We start from the raw sequence: 21,308 nt of genomic DNA, 5'->3' as shown, positions 1-21,308 counted from the left end.
GGGCGCGCGCGTGCGCGTCCCGGGTTTCCTTATCCGAACGAGCCGCACGATGACCGAACTTCCCTCCGTCGACGACGTTACCCGCGCCAGCCACGAACTGGGCCTGGGCGCCACCGCTGCCGAGCTGCATGGCGCGCTGTGCGGCTGGCTGGCCGCTGGCGGCGCCGCCGGCAACGACTGGCCGGCGCGCGTGCTGGCCGACGACAACCTGCCGCCGGTGGCCGACGACAGCGTGCTGGCGCAGCTGCTGCAGGTCACCATCAAGCAGCTGGAAGACCGCGACTTCGCCTTCGAACTGCTGCTGACCGACACCGACGACGTGTCCGCGCAGGCCGACGCCGTGTTCAGCTGGACCCGCTCGTTCCTGGGCGGCTTCGGCCTGGGCAGCGGCGGCCGCCGCCCGGCCCTGTCCGAGGAAGGCGAAGAAGCGCTGACCGACATGGCCAGCCTGGCCCGCGCCTCCAGCGAGGATTTCGAGGCCGGTGGCGATGATGATGACGAAGCCCTGTCGGAGATCGAGGAATTCATCCGCGTGGCGGTGCTGCTGCTGCACGGCGACGTGGTGCTGGCCTCGCGCCATCGGCAGCGCCTGAACTGATGGACATCAAGCAGCGCACCGGCATCGCGGCCGGCGAATACAAGCGTCGCCGCCGCCAGCTGATGGACATGGCCGGCGAGGACGCGATCCTGGTGCTGCCGGCCGCGGCCGAGAAGGTGCGCAGCCTCGATACCCATTATCCGTTCCGGCAGGATTCGGACTTCCAGTACCTCAGCGGCTTCCCGGAGCCGGAAGCGGTGCTGGTGCTGATCCCGGGCCGCCGCCACGGCGAGGCCATCCTGTTCTGCCGCGAGCGGGATGCCGAACGCGAGGCCTGGGACGGCAGCCGTGCCGGCCAGGAAGGCGCGGTAGCGCAGTTCGGCATGGACGATGCCTACCCCATCGACGATCTGGACGACATCCTGCCGGGCCTGCTGGAAGGGCGCTCGCGCGTCTACTACCACTTCGGCCGCGATGCCGACTTCGACCTGAAACTGATCGGCTGGGTCAACCGCGTGCGTTCGCAGGTGCGCCATGGTGCGCAGCCACCGCATGAGTTCCTGGAACTGGGCCACCTGCTGCACGAGCAGCGCCTGTTCAAGTCCGGCGCGGAAGTCGCGTTGATGCACCGCGCCGCACAGATCAGCGTGCGTGCGCACCTGGCCGCGATGCATGCAGCGAAGGCGGGCATCCACGAGTACGAACTGCAGGCCGAGCTGGAGCGCGTGTTCCGCGCCAACGATGCCGTGCCAGCGTACTGCAGCATCGTCGGCGCCGGCCGCAACGGCTGCATCCTGCATTACCGCGACAACAACGCGCGTTCGCGCGATGGCGAGCTGGTGCTGATCGATGCCGGTGCCGAGTTCCGCGGCTACGCCAGCGACATCACCCGCACCTTCCCGGTGAATGGCCGCTTCAGCGCCGAGCAGCGTGCGCTGCACGATCTGGTTGGCGACGCGCAGGCCGCTGCACTGGCCCAGGCCAGGCCGGGCGTGCCGTACGAGGCCGGTCACCTCGCGGCGGTGCAGACCCTGACCGAGGGCCTGCTGCGCCTGGGCCTGCTGAAGGGCACGCTGGAAAAGAACCTGGCCGAGGGCCTGTACCAGCGCTTCTACCGGCACAAGACCGGGCACTGGATCGGGCTGGACGTGCATGACGTGGGCGATTACCGCCTGGCGGGCGATTCGCGCCTGCTGGAGCCGGGCATGGCGTTCACCATCGAGCCGGGGCTGTACATCGGCGTGGACGACACGACGGTGGAACCGCGCTGGCGTGGTATCGGCATCCGTACCGAGGATGATGTGCTGATCACCGACGATGGGCATCGGGTGCTGACCGAAGGCCTGGCGCGCAGCGCCGACGAGATCGAAGCGGTGATGGCGGGGTAAGGGGGGTTCTGCAGGGCTTGCAGCCCTGCACCTGCTGCGCGCCAGAGCAACAGCAACAGCGGGCATTCCGTGGGATGGCGGGGCACTGTGGGTTTGCGGGGACGCCGTAAACCCCCAGTCCGGCCCAGCCGCTGGCGGCTGTGCGTTCGGGCGCTTGCGAAGCAGTGCTCCGCAAGCAAAGCGCCCTCACCCATGGGGGCTTGGTCGCGGCATCCATGCCGCTCACACCCCGCAAACCCACAGTACCCCGCCTTCGACAGGTTCACGCGGCTGTTGGTGGGTGCCGATCGTTGATCGGCACATCTGTCAGATATCGAATGAATCATCCACGCATGGCGTGGATCTACTGGCAATTGCGGCTGTTGGTAGGTGTCGACCTTGGTCGACACAGAGCGAGCGCAGCGAGCGACCCGCTTCTGCTTTTCTTTTTTCTTTTCCGTGGTTGGACGCGCGCAGGAAACTGTCAGAGGTGGGGCGGGGTGGGTTCGCGGGGGTGTCCGCGGCATGGATGCCGCGGCCAAGCCCCCAGGGACGGGGTCACGGCGTCCCCCGCGAACCCACCCCGCCCCACCAAGCGCGGCTTCTGAATTCAGCGGCCACCCACGAGGGGCTCAGCCGTTCGCCGCAGCAAACTCCGGCCGCGTCAGGTTGTCAGCCTCGCCATCAGTGCACAGCACTTCGTCTTCGATGCGGATGCCGCCATACGGACGGAAGAAGTCCACGCGGTCCCAGTTGATTGCATCGCCATGGCCGGCATCCTTCACTTCGTTCAGCAGCATGTCGATGAAGTACAGGCCGGGCTCGATGGTCACCACCATGCCCGGTTCCAGCACGCGGGTCAGGCGCAGGTACGGGTGGCCGGCCGGGCGCTCGATGCGGCCGCCTTCGTCGCTGGCCGCGAAGCCGGCCACGTCGTGCACCTGCAGACCGATCAGGTGGCCGATGCCGTGCGGGAAGAACGCGGCGCTGACGCCGGTTTCCAGCGCGGTCTGCGGCGAGACCTTGATGACGCCGAAGTCCTTCAGCACGCCCATCAGCGACAGGTGCGCATCCACGTGCAGCTGCTTGTAGTCGAAGCCCGGGCGTACTGCGGCGCACATCTGCTGCTGGGCGGCATCGACGGCGGCGATCATCGCGGCGAATTCGTCGTGGCCGTGCGCAGCGTACGTGCGGGTGATGTCGCTGGCGTAGCCGTGCGCGCTGGCGCCGGCATCGATCAGGAAGCTGCGCAGCGGCTGCGGTGCCTTGCGGCCCAGCTCGGTGTAATGCAGCACGGCGGCATGTTCGTTCAGGGCCACGATGTTGCCGTAGGGCAGTTCGTTGGCATCCTGGCCGACGGCCTGGCAGTACGCCATGTGGATGCTGAATTCGTCGGCGCCATTGCGGAACGCGGCTTCGGCGGCGCGGTGGCCGCGCACGCCCAGCACCTGCGCCTGGCGCATCAGTGCGATTTCATACGGTGTCTTGCTGCCGCGGTGCCATTCCAGGTAGTTCACCACCGGCGCCGGGTTGTTCGGCACGTAGTTGCCCAGCGCGCTCTGCGGCTCGCCGAGGATGGCGCAGCGCGACGGGTCGGCCGGCAGCAGGGCCAGCGCCTCTTCGGGCTTGCGGATGATGTGGATGTCGAAGTGCTCCACCCACCAGCCGCTGGGCGCGTCCGGCACCACGTGCCAGTAATCGAAGGGCTGGTGGAAGATCACCGCCGGGCGCTTGCCCGGGGTGAACACGATCCAGCTGTTGGGCACGCGGGTGAGCGGCAGCCACGCCTTGAACTGAGGATTTACCGCGTACGGGTAGTCCCGATCGTCGAACACCTGGTAATGCAGGGTGCCGCTGGGCACCACCAGGTGGTCGAAGCCGCCGCGGGCCAGCGCCTGTTCGGCGCGTCGGCACAGCACGGCCAGGTGGTCGGAATACAGGACGCCGGGGTCTTGCTGGATCATTGCGGTGGCTCGACACGGAAAACGGCCCTAGATTCTGCCGCATACCGCAAGAAACCGCTGTGCTGGAACCGGCACTCAGGCCGTCGAAACCGACCCCTCGTCGCTGTCCTCACCCACCCACTGCCGCAGCAGCTGCCGATGTTCGCGTGACAGGGTAAGGAAGCGGAAGCCGGTCCAGCTCTGCCCGGGGGCGTGCGCAGGCTCGCTCCACAGCAGGTGCACGCCCACGTCGATGGCCTCCTGGCGGCCGTCGCCCATCGGCAATGGGAAACGCAGCTGGTACAGCGCGTCCTCGCGCAATGGCGTGCTGGCCAGCATCAGCATGCCGGTTTCGGACACGTTGCCAAGGCGACCCACCACGCAGTCGCGCATCTGGTCGGTGACCGGTACCAGGTCCGAGACCTGCCGGCGTGGTGCGCGACGGGTGTCCTGGGGCGGTTGGGTGTTCATGCGGATGTCTCCCCGGCGTGGCCGTCGGCCAGTGCGCGCAGTGCGTCGAGGCTGGCCTGCCAGGCACGATCAACCAGTCGCCCCTTGTCTTCGGTGACCAGCTGCGCGCGGCCCGCGCTGAGCTGCCGGGCCAGCGTATCCAGGTCGGTATCGGCGATCTTCTGTCCGCGCGGATTGACGAACAGGGCATGGCCGGTCAGCAGGCTGTACCAGGACAGGCGCTGGCGGCGCAGCGTGCCATCGCCATTGTCGATGTCGAACCAGCTGCCGAACGGCAGCGCGGACAGCAGCTGGTAGGCGGCTTCCTCGGCGGCGTTGCGTGGGCTGGACGGTGCTGTGGTGGTAGGCCCGGCCTGCTCTCCCAGCCGTGCGCGCGCCTTCAGGCGCGCACTGAGTTCGGTGCGCGAGGTGCTGTCATCCTCGCCGCCGGGTGTCGCCAGCCTGCGCGCGACCGCGGCGGCTTCCTCGGCGTGGTAGCCCACCTGTACCAGCGCGGCTTCCACGTCGCTGGCGAGTGCGGCATCGGTGCCACCGGGGGCGTCCACGGCCTGCGCGGTCACCGCTGCAATGCGCTGGGTCTGTTGCAGGCGTTCCTGCCATTGCGGTGAATCATCGCCGTGGCGCAGGCGGGTCAGGGTGAGGGCATCGGCCCATGCCTGGCGCAGCAGCGTCTGCACGAAGCGCGGCGGTGCCTGCGCATCGCAGCACTGGTCAATCTGCGCATTGGCCTGGCGCCGGGCGAGTTCCAGGCGTTCCTTGCCGCGCGCGGCTTCGACGTGGCGGCGCTCAGCCAGCTCGGCGCGGTGAACCGCCGCACGCTGGTGCTGCTGCACGTCCTCGCTGGCGGTGGCGAAGGCTTCCGGGGTACGGACGTCCTGGCCCAGCAGGCCCTGCACACTCTGCGCCATGCGCTGCAGCAGCTGCGGATCGACATCATCATCGCCCAGCCAGCTGGCGCCGGCTTCGGCGACCTGGTTGAGCAGTTCGCGGGCGGGGTGCTCGTCACGCACGAAGAAGCCGGGGTCGGCCATGGCGGCGCGCGCCAGTGGCACCTGCAGGCGTGCCAGCAGGGCCGCCGGCACCGGGTCTGGGCGTTGCTGCTGCTGCACCTGCTGCATCAGCAGGCGCAGCAGGTCGAGGTTGTCACGGTCATGGCTGCCGAGCTGCGCCTGTACGCCATGCTCGCTGCGGAGCTGGGCGACAACGGCCGCCTGCAGATCGGCAACGCCGGTGGCGGCGCTGGACTGGGCCTGCAGTCGCGCGAGTACGGCATCCACGGCGGCGCTGGGCACGGCAACGCTCTGCGCGGGCGCTGCGCCGGCCTGCCGGGCCTGCTGCAGCAGTTCATGCAGGGCGCTGCCGGCGGAGGTGGTCATCCCGGGGATGGCCGAGCCGACGGTACCACTGTCGCTGATAGCATCCTGCAGCAGGTTCGACCACGAGCCGGAGGGGGCCGCCCCGTTCCAGCCGGTCAGCGGCGCTGCAGTACGTTTGGCGGGCTGCGTCGCGCGGCCCCCCCCCACCGACTGGGTGATGATGCGCCGCGTGCTCGCCGAGCGTGCCAGGTAAGGGGTGTAGACCAGCCCGGGCAGGACGCCCTGCTGGGACAGCAGGGCATTGGCGCGGTCGAGTACATCGCCCAGGCGCTCCAGTACCTGGCGTTCGAAGCTGCGGTACAGCGCCAGCTGCACTTCGGTGCTGAGACTGTCCTGTTCGGCCAGCCTGCGCACCATTGCACACAAGGACTGCGGTGCAAGGGGCAGGGCGTCGGTCTCGAATGCCGGCGCAGCGGCGAGTACGCCCAACCGCTGGCCCAGCAGGTTCAGCGAGTTGGTTGAACGCAGGGTTTCGCGCCGCACCATCTCGGTCAGCAGCAGATCGCGGTCGACATCGTGTTCGGCGACCAGGGACAGGCCCAGCATGCCGGGCAGCGGTGGTGGCGTGGAAAGCGCCGGCGGCGCCGCCGCAGGGTCACGCAGGCGTGACAGGGATTCGGCGACTGCATCGAGCATGCGATCGGGGAAATGGCCGGCGAAGGCATGCAGCTGGCCGCGCTGGGCCATCAGGTCCGCCTGCTGCATGGGATTGCGCGCGCGATCCGCGTCGTGCAGCAGCGCTTGTTCCAGCGCTTCAACGGTCAGGATCAGAGGCGCGGCCAGGGTCTGCCGGCAGAGGCCGATCAACGCGCCCAGCAGTTCGCGTACCCGCGGCGGCAGGTCGGCCGCAGCCAGGCGGGCCTTGTCGGCAGGGGTTGGGGAAAAGACAGCTGACATCTGCGAGCGGTACCCGGATTCCCGCGGATCGATCTGGTGAATCTACCGTGTCGGCCGATGTCGGCGCTACTTTAGGCTGAACGTGAAATGCATCTGCAGGGCATGGCCCCGATGCGCGGTAGTGCCGGCCGCTGGCCGGCAACGCGATCCGCACCGGATTGCCGGCCAGCGGCCGGCACTACCCCTTGCGGCGGAAGGCTTATTCCTCCAGGAACAGGCTCACCACGTCGTTGGTGAAGCGGCGGCCCAGCTCGGTCGGCTGCACATGGCCATCGGCCAGCTGCAGCCAGCCGCACTGGACGGCCTCGGCCAGGGGAGCGTCCAGCACGCTGCGCGGCAGCCCGGTGCGCGATTCGAAATCGCGCAGGCTGAAACCTTCGTGCAGGCGCAGCAGGTTCAGCATGTATTCGAACGGCAGGCGTTCGGCTGCGATCACGTCGTCGCCACCGAACGAGGCCGGAGTACCTGCGCTGTCCAGGTAGGCCTGCGGGTGCTTCAGCTTCCAGCGGCGCAGCACGTGTTCCTCGGCGCCCGAGCTGATCTTGCCGTGCGCGCCGGCACCGATGCCCAGGTAATCGCCGAAACGCCAGTAGTTCAGGTTGTGCGCACTCTGCCGGCCGGGGCGCGCATAGGCGCTGACTTCGTACTGGCCGAAACCGGCCTGCGCCAGCAGGGCCTGGCAGTGTTCCTGCATGTCCCAGGCGTTGTCTTCATCGGGAATGCCCTGCGGCGGCCGCGCGAAGAACACCGTGTTCGGTTCCAGGGTCAGCTGGTAATGCGAGATGTGCGCCGGCTGCAGCGCGAAGGCGCGCTCCAGGTCAGCCTCGGCGCCGGCCAGAGTCTGTTCCGGCAGCGCGTACATCAGGTCGATGTTGAAGTTGTCGTAACCCGCGTCCTGCGCCATCTTCACCGCGCGCTCGGCTTCGCCACTGTCGTGGATGCGGCCCAGGCGCTTGAGCATCGCGTCGTCGAAGCTCTGGATGCCGAAGCTGAGGCGGTTCACGCCGGCCGCGCGATAGCGGTCGAAGCGGCCATGCTCGGCGGTGCCCGGGTTGGTTTCCAGGGTGATCTCGGCATTGGGCGCGAAACGCAGGCGCGCGCTGGCCTGCTGCAGGAAGCGGTCGATCGCTTCCGGCGGGAACAGGCTGGGCGTCCCGCCACCGAAGAACACGCTGTGCACCACCCGCCCCCAGACCAGCGGCAGGTCTTGGTCCAGGTCGCGCAGCAGTGCATCGATGTAGGCATCGAACGGCAGCTCGCCCTTGGCCTGGTGCGAATTGAAATCGCAGTACGGGCATTTGCGCACGCACCACGGCAGGTGCACGTACAACGACAGCGGAGGCGGCACCAGCCGCGGCGGGCTGTCGTGGTCGGCGGAGCAGGCTTCGCCGGGCAGGTGGTTGCAGTGGTCGTGGTCGTGGGCGTGCGGCATGGGCTTCTTCGGTAATGCCGGCTGCTGGCCGGCTTCCCTGGTTCGATCGGGTGGCGTCAGTACAGCGTCGCCAGCTGCTGCTTGAGCTGCTGCAGGGCAATGGCGCGGTGGCTGATGGTGTTCTTCAGCGCCGGCTCCATTTCCGCGGCGGTCAGGCCGTGGGTGGTATCCAGGAATACCGGGTTGTAGCCGAAACCATTGGTGCCACGCAGTTCGCGGATGATCTGTCCTTCCCAGCGGCCTTCACAGATCAGCGGCTGCGGGTCGGTGGCGTGGCGCAGCAGCACGATCACCGCATAGAAGCGGGCGCTGCGCTGGCCATCGGGAATGTCGGCCATCGCGTCCAGCAGCTTGGCATTGTTGGCCGCAGCATTGGTCGGATGGCCGGCGTAGCGCGCGCTGTACAGGCCGGGCGCACCGCCGAGGGCATCGACGATCAGGCCCGAATCATCGGCCAGCGCCGGCAGGCCGGTCGCCTCGCAGGCCGCGCGTGCCTTCAGCAGCGCGTTCTCGACGAAGGTCAGGCCGGTCTCTTCCACGTCGCCCAGGCCCAGCTCGGCGGCCGAGGTGATCTGCAGCGGCAGATCGGCAAGGATCTCCTGCATCTCCACCAGCTTGCCGGCGTTGTGGCTGGCCAGTACCAGTTTCTTCATTGGCGGGGCTCCAGCAGGTCCCAGGTGTTGCCATACAGGTCGCGGAACACCGCGACCGTTGCATAGGGTTCTTCGCGTGGCGCTTCCAGGAACTCGACGCCGGCGGCCAGCATCGCCGCGTGGTCGCGGTGGAAGTCGTCGGTGTTGAGGAAGAAGCCGACGCGGCCACCGGTCTGGTTGCCGACACGGCTGCGCTGTTCCTCGTCGCTGGCGCGGGCCAGCAGCAGGGCGGCAGCGCTGCCATCGGTCGGCCCGACCACCACCCAGCGCTTGTGGCCCTGGTCGATGTCCTCCAACAGTGCGAAGCCGAGCTTACCGGTGTACCAGGCAATGGCTTCGTCATAGTCGGCCACCACCAGGGTGGTCAGGGCGATGCGGCGGTTCATGCCGACAGCGCCGCCTGCTGTGCGGCCAGCAGTTCGCTCACGCCCTTTTCGGCCAGGCCCAGCAGCGCGTCCAGCTCATCGCGACGGAAGGCGTGGCCTTCGGCGGTGCCCTGCAGCTCGATGAAGCCACCACCGTCGTTCATCACCACGTTCATGTCAGTGTCGCAGTCGCTGTCTTCGGCGTAGTCCAGGTCCAGTACCGGCGTGCCGCGGTACACGCCCACAGACACAGCGGCCACCGCGCCAAGGATCGGGTTGCGCTTGATGTCGCCACGCTTCATCAGCACGTTCACCGCATCGACCAGGGCCACGTAGGCGCCGGTGATGGCAGCGGTGCGGGTGCCGCCGTCGGCCTGCAGCACGTCGCAGTCGAGGGTGATGGTGCGCTCGCCCAGCGCGTTGCGGTCCACGCACGCGCGCAGGCTGCGGCCGATCAGGCGCTGGATCTCCAGTGTGCGGCCACCCTGCTTGCCACGGGCCGCTTCACGGTCGCTGCGGGTGTGGGTGGCGCGCGGCAGCATGCCGTACTCGGCGGTGACCCAGCCTTCGCCCTTGCCGCGCAGGAAGCCCGGCACGCGGTTCTCGACGCTGGCGGTGCACAGCACACGGGTTTCACCGAAGCACACCAGCACCGAACCTTCGGCATGGCGGGTGAAGCCGCGTTGGATGACGACCGGGCGGAGCTGGTCGGGCTGGCGGCCGCTGGGGCGGGAATCGGACATGGTGCGGGTTCCGTAATGGCGAGGGAGTACGCCGCCACGCCCGCGGCCTTCACGGGGCGGGCAAGGGGGCTCTGGTGAGGGCGCTAGGGTACCATTCCCCCTTTGCACGCACCGGACACAATCCATGATTCGAAGCATGACCGCCTACGCCGGCGGCGAGCGGGTCACCCCGTGGGGCACGCTGGGCTGCGAGCTGCGCTCGGTCAACCACCGCTTCCTGGAGGTCGGCACCCGCCTGCCCGAGGAACTGCGGGCGCTGGAACCGCAGCTGCGCGAGCGCATTGCCGTGCGCCTGAGCCGCGGCAAGCTGGATCTGGTGCTGCGCCTGCGTGCGCCGGAAGCGGCGGCCAACCTGCAGGTGGACGAGGCCCTGCTGGGCCAGCTGGGCCGCCTGGCGCACCGCCTGACCTCCGATTTCCCCAATCTGCAGGTCAGCTTCACCGACCTGCTGCAGCTGCCGGGCGTGACCCGTGGCGAGGCCACCGACGCCGCCGCCCTGCAGGTCGAGGCACTGGCGCTGCTGGACCAGGTGTTGGATGGCTTCGTCGAGGCCCGTGAGCGCGAAGGCGGCAAGTTGTCCGCGGCCATCAGCGAGCGCGTGGACGGCATCGAACGCATCGCCACCGAAGTCCGGACGCTGATTCCGGCCATTCGCGACGGTCAGCGCGCCAAGCTGGCCGCACGCCTGGCTGACCTGCCGCACCCGGTCGACCCGGGTCGTGCCGAGCAGGAACTGGTGTTGTGGCTGCAGAAGCTGGACGTGGATGAAGAACTGGACCGTCTTGGCAGCCACATCGTCGAGATCCGCCGCGTGCTCAAGCAGCGCGAGCCGGTCGGCCGCCGCCTGGACTTCCTGCTGCAGGAGTTCAACCGCGAAGCCAATACGCTGGGCTCGAAGTCGGTGGACAGCCGCACGTCCAATGCCGCGGTGGAGCTGAAGGTGCTGATCGACCAGATCCGCGAACAGGTGCAGAACATCGAGTGATGCTGCAGGGGGCGCCTTCGGGCGCCCTCATCGTTTCAGCGCACGCTGACGCCCGGCGTCGCGTCGTTCAGCCGCCCCACCACCGTGGCCTGGGTAAAGCCCGCATCGCGGAAGCAGGCCAGCACCGCGTCCACCGCCTCCGGTGTGCACGAGACCAGCAACCCACCGCTGGTCTGCGGGTCGGTCAGCAGTGGCTGCCAATGCGCAGCCAGGCCTTCGGCGAACTGCACCTGGGCGCCATACGAGGTCCAGTTGCGGTGGGAGGCACCGGTCACGCAGCCGCGCTGCAAAAGTTCCAGGGCCTGAGGCAGCAGCGGCACCCGTGCGCTCTCCACTTCGGCGGCAACGCCACTGGCGCGGCACACTTCCAGCAGGTGGCCGAGCAGGCCGAAGCCGGTGACGTCGGTCATCGCATGCACGCCGTCCAGCGTGGCCAGGGGCACGCCCACGGTGTTCAGGCGGGTGGTTGAATCCAGCATCTGCTGGTAGCCGTCGGCATCCAGCACTTCCTTCTTCAATGCCGACGAATACACGCCTACGCCTAATGGCTTGCCCAGCACCAGCACGTCGCCGGCGCGGGCATCGGCATTGCGCTTGAGCTGCTGCGGGTCGAGAACGCCGATCGCGGCAAGGCCATAGATCGGTTCTACCGAATCGATGCTGTGGCCACCGGCCACCACGATGCCTGCATCGGCGCAGGCACGCTCGCCGCCCTGCAGGATGCGGCGGATGGTGTCCTGCGGCAGCGTGTTGATCGGCATGCCGACGATGGCCAGCGCGAACAATGGCCGGGCGCCCATCGCGTACAGGTCCGACAACGCGTTGGTGGCGGCGATGCGGCCGAAGTCGAACGGATCGTCGACAATCGGCATGAAAAAATCAGTGGTGGCGACGATGGCCTGGTGATCATCGAGGCGGTACACCGCGGCGTCGTCGCTGGTCTCGCGGCCGACCAGCAGCTCAGCCGGTGCCGGAAGCGCTGGCACGCCGCGCAGCAGTTCGCTCAGCACGCCCGGCGCGATCTTGCAGCCGCAGCCGCCGCCATGCGCGAGAGACGTCAGTCGTTGCGGGGCAGCGGCCGTTGAAGGAGCGGGGGACTGCGCGTGCGTGGCCATGCCGACATCTCCTGCGGAAACACGAATGGCGGAAGGCAGCAGGAGTCGAACCTACCAGGGAGCGATCGACGCCCCCTGCTGGGTTTGAAGCCCAGCCGCATGCCCGGATGCGCATGCCTTCCGAAAGTACGGCGGTGCCGGTGGGCTCAGTCGCGGGCTGCGTTCCACTGCAGGTCGCCACGCGGCCGATGCTGGTCACCGACGCGTCGAGTGTAGCCAACGCGATTGAAGAACTCCAAGATCTGGATGCTGCGTTTGCGGCCCAGGCCGATGGCATCGCGAAAGGCCGCCGCATCCACCGTGCCGCTGGCCTGTGACAGCTGCGCGACGATCGCGGCCAGCTCGGCAATGCGGGCCGGTGCATAGAACAGGTCTGGTACCACCTGGAACAGTTCACCGCGCGCCGCGGCGCGACGCAGGACGGCTCGGACCTCGTCTTCGGCCAGTCCGATGTCGGTGGCCAGAGTGCGCACCCACGGTGGATCGAAGCCACCGGCGTGCAGCTGCGGCAGCACGCGTTCCAGCAGCAGGCGTTCGCGTTCCGGCGGCGCATGGTCATGGCCGGGCAGGCGCCACCAGGCACCCACGCGTTGCACGCTGCCGTCGTCCAGCAGGTCCTGAAGAAGCGCGTTCCACAAACCCACTGCAAGCGAGGGCAGGGTGCTGCGCTGCAGGCGCCCGCTGTCGACACCGGGTTCGTCCGGGCGTCGCTCATGCCAGCTGCGCAGCGATGTGATCGCCTGTTCGCGCAGCGCCCGCCAGTGCGAGGCGAGGATGATCACCGTGTCTTCGCGGGTGACGATGCGCTGTGCGCCTGCAGGCAGATTGATCTGGTCGGCGGCGCGCCGGCAGTAGCGTTGCAGCGCGGCCATGGCAATGCCGAAGGACGCCTGCTGCAACAGCGGGCCGATTCCCGCACCCGCGGCCAGTTGCTCCAGTGCTCCCAGCCACGCGAGCCGTGCAGGGCTGCGCCGGCGCCGCTGTGGCGGGTCCGGATCGAGTACGAGGCCACCGCCCAGCGTGTGGGTCGCCGCTGAATCGCGGGCGATGAAGCGATCCCCACACATCGCACAGACCGGTGCATCGAACACCAGTTGCACCAACTGCCCATTGCCGTGATCGTCGTCTTCCAGCAGCACCACATGGGCCTGCTGGTGCATCGTGCCCCAGTGGATATGCAGCGGCGCCCAGTCGCGCAATGGTGCGGCCAACGCGGAAAGCCGCAGGCGCACATCAACGCGGGTGGTGGCCAGCAGTGCGCGAGGGTCGGCGATCCAGTCGCCGCGGTGAATGTCGTCGCGGGCGATTGCCGCCAGGTTCAACGCGCAGCGTTGCCCGGCCATTGCGTGGTCGCTGGCCTGGTTCTGCGCGTGGATGCTGCGTATTCGCACTTCCGTGGCGGCCGGCATCAGCTGCAGATGCTCACCCACCGCGGCGATGCCCCCGTGCACTGCGCCGGTCACCAGCGTGCCGTGGCCTGCCAATGAGAACACGCGGTCCACCGGCATGCGGAACAGTTCGCAGCGCAGTTCGGCCTGGCGCGTGCTGGCGTCATCCGCCGCCCACGCGTGCAGCTGGGTTCGCAGTGCGCTGATGCCGGCATCGCCGGGCGCGGTGCTGTTGCAGGCGAACAGAGGGGAATTCTGCAGCGGTGTCGCGGCCAGCAGCGCAGCGATCTCGATCTCGACCCGGGCGATGCGCGCCGCATCCACACGGTCGATCTTGGTCAGGGCCACCGCACCACGGTTCACGCCCAGCAGTTGCAGGATGGCCAGATGCTCGCGGGTCTGCGGCATCACACCGTCGTCGGCGGCGATTACCAGCAGGGCGACATCGATACCTGTGGCGCCGGCCACCATCGTGTGCACGAAGCGCTCATGGCCCGGCACGTCGACGAAGCCCAGTGTTGTCGCCGGACGGTCGTCGTGCGTGCTTTCCACCGGGACATAGGCATAGCCCAATTCGATGGAGATGCCGCGCGTACGCTCTTCCTGCAGGCGATCGGTTTCGATGCCGGTCAGTGCGCGCAGCAGGCTTGTCTTGCCATGGTCGATATGCCCGGCGGTGCCGACGATCATGCCTGCAGCGCGCTCCATTGGGCGAGGAAGGCCGCTTCGTCCCCGGGTTCCAGGCAGCGCAGGTCCAGCCACAGTGCGTCTTCGGCGATTCGGCCCAGCACTGGTCGGGGCAGCTGGCGCAGTCGCTTGGCCAGGCGGTCCAGCCCACCGCGCCGCGCGGCCGTGATGCGCAGTCCGGCGCTTGCCAGCTGCGCCTGTGGCTGCGCGCCGCTGCCGATCTGGCTATGCATCAATGCCCGTTCAAGGGTGTAGGCGGCTGCCAGCACGGACCGCATCGGTTGCAGCAGGCGCTCGGCCTGCGCATCGATGTCATCCTGCGTGCGCGACAGCGTGCGCAGGGTCGGCAGGCGTTGTGCCAGCAGCTCCGGTTCGCGGTACAGGGCCAGCACCGCTTCCAGTGCAGCCAGTCCCATCTTGTCCATGCGCAGTGCGCGCTTGAGCGGGTTGCGGTTGATCCGCGCGATCAGGTCGGCGCGGCCGGCGATGATGCCGGCCTGCGGGCCACCCAGCAGCTTGTCGCCGCTGAACGAAACCAGATCGGCGCCGGCCGTCAATGTTTCCTGCACGGTGGGCTCGTGCGGCAGGCCGAACGTGGCCAGATCGCACAGGCTGCCACTGCCCAGGTCCACCACCAGCGGCAGGCCATGCTCGTGCGCGATCGCGGCCATCGCCGTGGTGTCGACCTTGGCAGTGAATCCGGTGATCGCGTAGTTGCTGGCGTGCACCTCCATCAGCAGCGCTGTGCACGCGCCGATGGCGTTGGTGAAGTCGGCCGGATGGGTGCGGTTGGTGGTACCCACTTCCAGCAGCCGCGCGCCCGCGCTGCGCATCACATCCGGGATGCGGAAAGCGCCGCCGATCTCCACCAGCTCGCCGCGGGAGACGACCACCTCGCGGCGGTTGGCCAGGCTGTTGAGCAGCAGCAGGACCGCTGCCGCATTGTTGTTGACCACGGTTGCGGCTTCGGCACCGGTCAGCTCGCAGATCAGTGCCTGTACCCGCGCATCGCGGTCGCCGCGACGACCACGGGCGATGTCGAATTCCAGATCGACCGGCGCGGTCATCACGCGGGTGACTGCCTGCACCGCGGCCTCGGGCAACAGGGCACGGCCCAGGTTGGTGTGCAGCACGGTGCCGGTCAGGTTGAACATCGGCTGCAGGCCCAGCCGTGCATCGGCCGCCAGTGTGGCGTTGAGTGCCGCGACCAGTGCCGGGCCATCAATGGCTTCCTGCAGCTGCGCGGTCGACAGCTGCCCGGCGCTGATACGGTCACGCAGCACCTGCAGGTGCGAACGCAGCAGCTGGGTGATGCGGCTGCGGCCGTGGCCTTCGATCAGTGCCGCCAGTGCAGGCAGGCGCAGCAATCGGTCCAGCGAGGGCAGGGCGGCGGCCGATGCCGGGGTGGGGGGCGAGGCTGTCATCGCCTCAATCGCCGTCGGATTGCCACAGCAGCGGATTCTGGCTGGCACGCGCATAGCCTTCCTCGGCCAGCAGCAGATCCAGCGACAGCGTGCCGAGGTCATCGGCCACCGGTTCCAGTGACGGGTCCTTTTCCAGATACAGGATCTTGCGGTAGCTGTGGCAGTGGTCGCAGGTCTCGGCGCGTACCGCGCTCTCGCGCACCGCCTCGCCGCTGTCGCCGTCCACATCGGCCAGGGCGCGATAGGCGATATCCTTGCCGGCGGCACCACACTGGCTGCACTGCACGCGCACGTAGTGCCACTGGCAGGCGCACAGCGAGCACGACAGGTAGCGGTAGGAGGCATAGGGCGGACGCGCCTGCACCACGCTGGTCACCGGCAACGTGCCGCACAGCGGGCACAGCCCTGGCGCATCGGCCAGCGGCTTCAGGTCGGTGGGGCGGAAGCTGGCTGCGAGCACTGCCCAGTAAACCTGCAGTGCGTTCATCACCAGCAGCGCAGCGACCGCATCCACCGACGGCGCGTCATCGCGCTCCAGCACGGCATGGGCCTGTGCATCCAGCCAGGCATCGTCGGCCGCGGCGACGCGTTGCAGCTCCTGGCGGGTTTCCACCGGCAGCCCGGCTTCGTCGGCACAGTGCTGGCACAGCGTGCGCAGCCAGTCGCGCCAACGCCCGTCCAACTGAAGCGTGTTGGCCGGCCGCAACGGCATGCCGGCACCGACCGCCGCACTCGACTGCTGCGCGCGCGCCTGCGACTGCAGTGCCTCGCGCTGTTGCGGTGTCAGCTCATCCAGCAGCGCCTGCTGTGCATCGGCCAACGCCGCCAGCAGCTGCAGGTAACCGCCGATGGCACTGTGCGCAGCCAGGCTGCGCAGGCGCGTGGCGCGCTCAGCGAACAGGGACGTGACATCGGGCAGGATGATGCGCGGCACATCGCGCGAGGCGAGCGTCTCGATCTCACCGGGTTCAAGGATGCGTTGCGCCATGCAGGGCCAGCCAGAAGAACCAGCCTCCATCCTCGCCGTTGTCGGCGCTGGCGTCCAGCCTGTTCAAGCAACGCGGTCGAGCATGGCTCGACTCTACAAAAACTGGTTTCTGTCGTTGCCGTGTTCATCGTGTCGACCAAGGTCGACACCCACCAACAGCAACGCAGAACCCCGCAATCCCACGGATAGCCGCTGCTGCTGTTGCCTTGGCTTGAAGCGGGTGCAGGGCCGCAGGCCCTGCCGCTAACCCTCTTCCCGACGTCCGCGCAGGATGTCCCGGAACCACTGCCGGTGATGCTTGTACGCCCACCCATAGGTCACCTTGCCCTGGGTCATCGCCCGCACCGAGCCCTTGATCCAGATCGCTGCATAGATGTGCACCACGATCGCGCACACCAGCACCCAGCCGAACAGCGCATGGGCCAGCACCGAGAAGCGGATCACCCCGATCGGGAAGAAGTGGCTGAAGTACTGCCGCCAGATCACGAAGCCGGTCAGCAGCAGCGCCGACAGGCAACCGATGATGGCCCAGAACAGCAGCTTCTGGCCGGCATTGAAGCGGCCCACCGGCGGCAGCTTCTCATCCTCGTTGCGCAGCACATCGCGCATGCCACGCATCCACTTTCCATCGTCGGCGGTCGGCAGATTGTCACGCCACATGCGGAACGCCAGCAGCGCAAAGCCCACCACCATGGCCAGGCCGATGAACGGATGCAGGATGCGCGTCCACGGTCCACCACCGAACAGCTGCGTCAACGGGAACAGGGCAGGGTGGAACAATGCCAGCCCGGACAGCGCGGTCAGCACGAAGCAGATCGCCACGATCCAGTGATTGATGCGGGTCGGCGCGCGGTAGCGGATGATCTGGCGCGGGTGCGGGGCGTACTTCATGGCCGCTGCTCCTCTTCGATCTTCTTCGCCTCGTGTTCGGCTTCCTCTTCTTCCTCGTCATTGACCGTGTTGCGGCCGATGCCGATGTAGTGCAGGAAGCCGGCGAAGGCGGTGGCGGCGATGGCCAGCACGCCCAGCGGCTTGGCCACGCCCTTCCAGACTTCCACCATCGGGCTGATGCGCGGGTCCTTGGGCAGGTCGGCGTACAGCTCGGGCTTGTCCACGTGCTGCAGCACGTACATCACGTGGGTGCCACCCACGCCCTGCGGGTCGTACAGGCCGGCGTTCTCGTAGCCGCGCGATTTCAGGTCTTCCACCCGTCCGGCCGCGTGCTCGGTCATCGCCTGTTTGCTGCCGAAGGTGATCGCGCCGGTCGGGCAGGTCTTCACGCAGGCCGGTTCCTGGCCTACCGCCACCCGGTCCGAACACAGCGTGCACTTGTAGGCCTTGTGGTCCTTCTTGGAGATGCGCGGCACGTCGAACGGGCAACCGGTCACGCAGTAGCCGCAGCCGATGCAGTTCTCTTCCTGGAAGTCGACGATGCCGTTGGCGTACTGGATGATCGCGCCGGGTGACGGACAGGCCTTCAGGCAGCCCGGATCGCTGCAGTGCATGCAGCCTTCCTTGCGGATCAGCCACTCCAGCTTGCCCTTCTCGTCCTCGTACTCGCGGAACTTCATCACCGTCCACGACTGTTCGCTCAGGTCGGGCGGGTTGTCATAGCTGCCGACGCAGCTGCCCACTTCGTCGCGCAGGTCGTTCCACTCCATGCAGGCGACCTGGCAGGCCTTGCAGCCGATGCACTTGCTCACATCGATCAGCTTGGCGACCTGGCCGGTGTGCGCACCACGCGCCTCCGGCGAGGGCGTGGTGGTGGCCGAGCGGCGGATGATGTCCAGGGATTGCAGTGACATGGCGTGTCTCCTACACCTTCTCGACCTTGACCAGGATGCACTTCGATTCCGGCGTCTGCGAGTTGCCGTCACCGATGGCGTTGGTCAGCGTGTTGGCGATGTATCCGGGCTTGGCCGCACCGAGGAAGCCCCAGTGGATCGGCACGCCCACCTGGTGCACGGTCCGGCCATCGATCTGCAGGGCCTTGATGCGCTTGGTCACCATGGCCACCGCTTCGATGTGGCCGCGCTTGGAACTGACCCGCACGCGGCTGCCGTTGTTGATGCCCAGCTCGTCGGCCAACGCCGCGCCGATCTCGACGAACTGCTCGGGCTGGATGATGGCGTTGAGCTTGCCGTGCTTGGTCCAGAAGTGGAAATGCTCGGTCAGGCGGTAGGTGGTGGCCACATGCGGGAACTCGTCCGGCGAACCGATCTGTGCACGGTCGCTGGCGAACACGCGCGCGGCCGGGTTGTTCAGCGTCAGTGCCTGGCCGGGGCTGAGCGGGTTGCTGCGCAGCGGTGTATCGAACGGTTCGTAGTGCTCCGGGAACGGTCCCTCGGCCATGCCGGCCTTGGCGAAGAAGCGGGCGATGCCCTCCGGGTTCATGATGAACGGGCCCATGCCGCCGGCCGGATCCTCGTCGGCCTTGAAGTCGGGCACGTCCACGCTGCCCCAGTTCTTGCCGTTCCATGCCAGCAGCGTGCGTCGCGGATCGAACGGCTGGCCGGCCACGTCGCACGAGGCGCGGTTGTACATCACGCGGCGGTTGGCCGGCCACGCCCAGGCCCAGCCCAGCGTGTTGCCGATGCCGGTGGGGTCGCTGTTGTCACGCCGCGCCATCATGTTGCCGGTCGGGCCCCAGGCACCGATGTAGATCCAGCAGCCGGAGGAGGTGCTGCCGTCGTCGCGCAGATCGCCGAATGCGGCCAGCTGTTCGCCGGCCTTGCGTACCAGCTTGGTCGGATCCTTCGGATCGAACACGTCGACCAGTGCCTTGCCGTTGTATTCCATCGCCAGTTCTTCCGGCGTCGGCAGTTCCGGGTTGGAATACTTCCAGGCCAGGTCGCGCACCGGCTCCCACCATGCACCGCCGTCCTTCTCGTACATCGCTTTGATGCGATGGAACAGCTCGGACATGATCTCGATGTCGCTGCGCGCTTCGCCTGGCGGATTGGCACCCTTCCAGTGCCACTGCAGCCAGCGCGAGGAGTTCACGACTGCGCCGTTCTCCTCGGCGAAGGAGGTCGTCGGCAGGCGGAACACTTCGGTCTGGATCGTGCCCGGATCGACGTCGTTCAGCGCACCGTGGTTCTGCCAGAAGGCGATGGTCTCGGTTTCCAGCGGGTCCATGCTGACCATGAACTTCAGCTTGGAGAACGCACTGATCAGCTTGCCCTTGTTCGGCGCCGAGGCCAGCGGATTGAAGCCCTGGCAGATGTAGCCGTGGATCTTGCCCTCGTTCATCAGCTCGTACGCCTGCAGCATGTCGTACGGCTTGTCGAGCTTGGGCAGGTGGTCGAAGCACCAGTTGTTGTCGGCGGTGGCGGCATCGCCCCACCACGACTTCATCAGGCTGACGTGGAACTTCGGGTAGTTCTGCCAGAACGACATCTGGTTGGCGCGCAGCGGCTTCTGCGTGCGCTTGGCAATGTAGGCGTCGTAGTCCTGCTCGTCCTGCTTCGGCAACGTCAGGTAGCCGGGCAGCAGGTCGGACATCAGGCCGATGTCGGTCAGGCCCTGGATGTTGGAATGCCCGCGCAGCGCGTTCATGCCACCACCGGCCACGCCGATGTTGCCCAGCAGCAGCTGCACCATGGTGCCGGCACGCACGTTCTGCGCACCGATCGAGTGCTGCGTCCAGCCCAGCGCGTACAGGATGGTCATCGCCTTGTCCTTGCCGGCGGTGGACGCGATCATGTCCCAGACCTGTCGGATGCTGTCGGCGGGCGTGCCGCAGATGCGTTCGACCATCTCCACGGTGTAGCGCGCGTAGTGCTGCTTGAGCAGGTTGTAGACGCAGCGCGGGTCCTTCAGCGTCGGGTCGCTGCGCACGAAGCCATCGTCACCGTAGGCGTAGTCCCAGCTGGAGCGGTCGTAGCTGCGCTTCTCTTCGTTGTAGCCCGAATACAGGCCGTCCTTGAAGGCGAATTCGTCCTTCACCAGGAACGACATGTCGGTGTAGTTCAGCACGTACTCGTGCTGGATGCGGTCCTCGGTCAACAGGTAGTTGATCAGGCCGCCCAGGAACACGATGTCGGTGCCGGTGCGGATCGGCGCGTACACGTCGGCCACCGCGGCCGAGCGGTTGAAGCGCGGATCGACCACGATCAGGCGTGCCTTGTTGTGTGCCTTGGCCTCGGTCACCCATTTGAACCCGCACGGGTGCGCCTCGGCGGCATTGCCACCCATGATCAGGATCAGGTCGGCATTCTTGATGTCGACCCAGTGATTCGTCATCGCACCACGGCCTAGCGTCGGGGCAAGACCTGCCACCGTCGGGCCGTGTCAGACACGTGCCTGGTTGTCGAATGCCAGCATGCCCAGGGAGCGCACGACCTTGTGGGTCAGCACCGCGGTTTCATTGCTGGTGGCCGAGGCCGCCAGCATGCCGGTGGTCAGCCAGCGGTTGACCGTCTGCCCGGCTTCGTTCTTCTGCACGAAGTTGGCGTCGCGGTCCTCCTTCATCAGCCGCGCGATGCGGTCCAGCGCATCATCCCAGCTCAGCCGCTTCCACTCGTTCGAGCCCGGCGCGCGGTACTCGGGATAGAGCAGGCGCGATTTGCTGTGGATGATGTCGGCCAGGCCGGCACCCTTCGGGCACAGCGTGCCGCGGTTGACCGGATGGTCCGGGTCGCCCTCGATATGGAAGATGCTCGGCTCGGCGTTCTTGGCGCCATCGCCGAGGCTGTACATCAGGATGCCGCAGGCCACCGAACAGTAGGTACAGGTGTTGCGGGTCTCGGTCGCGCGGGTCAGCTTGTACTGCCTGACCTCCGCGAGCGCGATGCCGGGCGCGAAGCCCATCAATGCCAGGCTGGAGCCGACCAGGGTTGTCCCGGTCACTTTCAGGAACTGGCGGCGGCTCATCGATGGCATGCCGTTCTCCTGGGATGGCGGGGAGGCGCAGGCCTCCGGGCTGTCGTTGGGT

The 21,308-nt window shown here is 67.7% G+C and carries 17 protein-coding genes and 1 tRNA gene; 3 read left to right on the top strand and 15 right to left on the bottom strand.

Annotated elements, in window-relative coordinates; all coding sequences use genetic code 11:
- Window positions 1-49: 49 nt before the first annotated feature.
- Both EZ304_RS07260 and EZ304_RS07255 read left to right on the top strand, forming a co-directional pair.
- Complete coding sequence (locus tag EZ304_RS07260) at window positions 50-598, top strand: UPF0149 family protein (RefSeq protein WP_142806675.1); 549 nt, start codon at window positions 50-52, stop codon at window positions 596-598.
- A gap of 5 nt (window positions 599-603) precedes the next feature.
- A complete protein-coding gene (locus EZ304_RS07255) occupies window positions 604-1,926 on the top strand; it encodes an aminopeptidase P N-terminal domain-containing protein (protein ID WP_142808078.1) in 1,323 nt (440 codons plus the stop codon).
- A gap of 611 nt (window positions 1,927-2,537) precedes the next feature.
- Here EZ304_RS07255 and pepQ read toward each other — a convergent pair.
- The 7 genes from pepQ to rph form a co-directional block, all read right to left on the bottom strand.
- Window positions 2,538-3,869 (bottom strand): Xaa-Pro dipeptidase, encoded by a 1,332-nt coding sequence (gene pepQ / locus EZ304_RS07250; RefSeq protein WP_099552960.1) that lies wholly within the window; start codon window positions 3,867-3,869, stop codon window positions 2,538-2,540.
- 75 nt (window positions 3,870-3,944) lie between these two features.
- Entirely contained in the window at window positions 3,945-4,319 is a 375-nt protein-coding gene (locus EZ304_RS07245; RefSeq protein WP_142806674.1) for a PilZ domain-containing protein, read from the bottom strand.
- On the bottom strand, window positions 4,316-6,592 hold the full coding sequence (locus tag EZ304_RS07240; protein ID WP_142806673.1) for a DUF1631 family protein: 2,277 nt from the start codon (window positions 6,590-6,592) through the stop codon (window positions 4,316-4,318). The genes EZ304_RS07245 and EZ304_RS07240 overlap by 4 nt, the downstream gene beginning before the upstream one ends.
- 199 nt (window positions 6,593-6,791) lie before the next feature.
- Entirely contained in the window at window positions 6,792-8,024 is a 1,233-nt protein-coding gene (hemW, locus tag EZ304_RS07235) for a radical SAM family heme chaperone HemW (RefSeq protein ID WP_142806672.1), read from the bottom strand.
- Between the two features lie 56 nt (window positions 8,025-8,080).
- Entirely contained in the window at window positions 8,081-8,677 is a 597-nt protein-coding gene (rdgB, locus tag EZ304_RS07230) for an RdgB/HAM1 family non-canonical purine NTP pyrophosphatase (protein WP_142806671.1), read from the bottom strand.
- Entirely contained in the window at window positions 8,674-9,063 is a 390-nt protein-coding gene (locus EZ304_RS07225) for a VOC family protein (protein WP_142806670.1), read from the bottom strand. Before EZ304_RS07225 ends, rdgB begins: the two co-directional genes overlap by 4 nt.
- Window positions 9,060-9,785, bottom strand: a complete 726-nt coding sequence (gene rph, locus EZ304_RS07220) for a ribonuclease PH (protein WP_099552964.1) — start codon at window positions 9,783-9,785, stop codon at window positions 9,060-9,062. Before rph ends, EZ304_RS07225 begins: the two co-directional genes overlap by 4 nt.
- A 124-nt stretch (window positions 9,786-9,909) precedes the next feature.
- Between rph and EZ304_RS07215 the strand changes: the two genes are divergently transcribed.
- Window positions 9,910-10,770 carry a YicC/YloC family endoribonuclease gene (locus tag EZ304_RS07215; protein WP_099552965.1) on the top strand — a complete coding sequence of 287 codons (861 nt, stop codon included), beginning with the start codon at window positions 9,910-9,912 and terminating at the stop codon, window positions 10,768-10,770.
- Window positions 10,771-10,805: 35 nt separating this feature from the next.
- Here the strand turns inward: EZ304_RS07215 and selD are convergent, their stop codons facing one another.
- From selD to fdnG, 8 genes are all read right to left on the bottom strand, one after another.
- Window positions 10,806-11,885, bottom strand: coding sequence for a selenide, water dikinase SelD (gene selD, locus EZ304_RS07210; protein WP_142806669.1), 1,080 nt, complete (start codon window positions 11,883-11,885; stop codon window positions 10,806-10,808).
- Between the two features lie 26 nt (window positions 11,886-11,911).
- A tRNA-Sec gene (locus EZ304_RS07205) sits at window positions 11,912-12,007 on the bottom strand.
- A 24-nt stretch (window positions 12,008-12,031) separates the two neighbouring features.
- Window positions 12,032-13,963, bottom strand: a complete 1,932-nt coding sequence (gene selB, locus EZ304_RS07200) for a selenocysteine-specific translation elongation factor (protein WP_142806668.1) — start codon at window positions 13,961-13,963, stop codon at window positions 12,032-12,034.
- A complete protein-coding gene (gene selA, locus EZ304_RS07195; protein ID WP_142806667.1) occupies window positions 13,960-15,384 on the bottom strand; it encodes an L-seryl-tRNA(Sec) selenium transferase in 1,425 nt (474 codons plus the stop codon). The genes selB and selA overlap by 4 nt, the downstream gene beginning before the upstream one ends.
- Window positions 15,385-15,388: 4 nt before the next feature.
- On the bottom strand, window positions 15,389-16,372 hold the full coding sequence (fdhE, locus tag EZ304_RS07190) for a formate dehydrogenase accessory protein FdhE (RefSeq protein ID WP_099552968.1): 984 nt from the start codon (window positions 16,370-16,372) through the stop codon (window positions 15,389-15,391).
- A gap of 243 nt (window positions 16,373-16,615) precedes the next feature.
- Window positions 16,616-17,263: a formate dehydrogenase subunit gamma gene (locus tag EZ304_RS07185; RefSeq protein WP_032127833.1), complete on the bottom strand. Its 648-nt coding sequence runs from the start codon at window positions 17,261-17,263 to the stop codon at window positions 16,616-16,618.
- Window positions 17,260-18,177 (bottom strand): formate dehydrogenase subunit beta, encoded by a 918-nt coding sequence (gene fdxH / locus EZ304_RS07180; protein WP_012481154.1) that lies wholly within the window; start codon window positions 18,175-18,177, stop codon window positions 17,260-17,262. Before fdxH ends, EZ304_RS07185 begins: the two co-directional genes overlap by 4 nt.
- 10 nt (window positions 18,178-18,187) lie before the next feature.
- Window positions 18,188-21,256, bottom strand: coding sequence for a formate dehydrogenase-N subunit alpha (gene fdnG, locus EZ304_RS07175; RefSeq protein ID WP_142806666.1), 3,069 nt, complete (start codon window positions 21,254-21,256; stop codon window positions 18,188-18,190).
- Window positions 21,257-21,308: the final 52 nt, after the last annotated feature.

This window comes from Stenotrophomonas maltophilia, assembly GCF_006974125.1.
GTDB lineage: Bacteria > Pseudomonadota > Gammaproteobacteria > Xanthomonadales > Xanthomonadaceae > Stenotrophomonas > Stenotrophomonas maltophilia_O.
This window is presented reverse-complemented; position numbering and strand designations above follow the sequence as displayed.

Bases quoted from the DNA above. Each gene is read 5' to 3' on its own strand.
- EZ304_RS07260 (WP_142806675.1), top strand. From the start codon at position 50: ATGACCGAACTTCCCTCCGTCGACGACGTTACCCGCGCCAGCCACGAA.
- pepQ (WP_099552960.1), bottom strand. From the start codon at position 3,869: ATGATCCAGCAAGACCCCGGCGTCCTGTATTCCGACCACCTGGCCGTG.
- EZ304_RS07245 (WP_142806674.1), bottom strand. From the start codon at position 4,319: ATGAACACCCAACCGCCCCAGGACACCCGTCGCGCACCACGCCGGCAG.
- EZ304_RS07240 (WP_142806673.1), bottom strand. From the start codon at position 6,592: ATGTCAGCTGTCTTTTCCCCAACCCCTGCCGACAAGGCCCGCCTGGCT.
- hemW (WP_142806672.1), bottom strand. From the start codon at position 8,024: ATGCCGCACGCCCACGACCACGACCACTGCAACCACCTGCCCGGCGAA.
- rdgB (WP_142806671.1), bottom strand. From the start codon at position 8,677: ATGAAGAAACTGGTACTGGCCAGCCACAACGCCGGCAAGCTGGTGGAG.
- EZ304_RS07225 (WP_142806670.1), bottom strand. From the start codon at position 9,063: ATGAACCGCCGCATCGCCCTGACCACCCTGGTGGTGGCCGACTATGAC.
- rph (WP_099552964.1), bottom strand. From the start codon at position 9,785: ATGTCCGATTCCCGCCCCAGCGGCCGCCAGCCCGACCAGCTCCGCCCG.
- EZ304_RS07215 (WP_099552965.1), top strand. From the start codon at position 9,910: ATGATTCGAAGCATGACCGCCTACGCCGGCGGCGAGCGGGTCACCCCG.
- selD (WP_142806669.1), bottom strand. From the start codon at position 11,885: ATGGCCACGCACGCGCAGTCCCCCGCTCCTTCAACGGCCGCTGCCCCG.
- selB (WP_142806668.1), bottom strand. From the start codon at position 13,963: ATGATCGTCGGCACCGCCGGGCATATCGACCATGGCAAGACAAGCCTG.
- selA (WP_142806667.1), bottom strand. From the start codon at position 15,384: ATGACAGCCTCGCCCCCCACCCCGGCATCGGCCGCCGCCCTGCCCTCG.
- fdhE (WP_099552968.1), bottom strand. From the start codon at position 16,372: ATGGCGCAACGCATCCTTGAACCCGGTGAGATCGAGACGCTCGCCTCG.
- EZ304_RS07185 (WP_032127833.1), bottom strand. From the start codon at position 17,263: ATGAAGTACGCCCCGCACCCGCGCCAGATCATCCGCTACCGCGCGCCG.
- fdxH (WP_012481154.1), bottom strand. From the start codon at position 18,177: ATGTCACTGCAATCCCTGGACATCATCCGCCGCTCGGCCACCACCACG.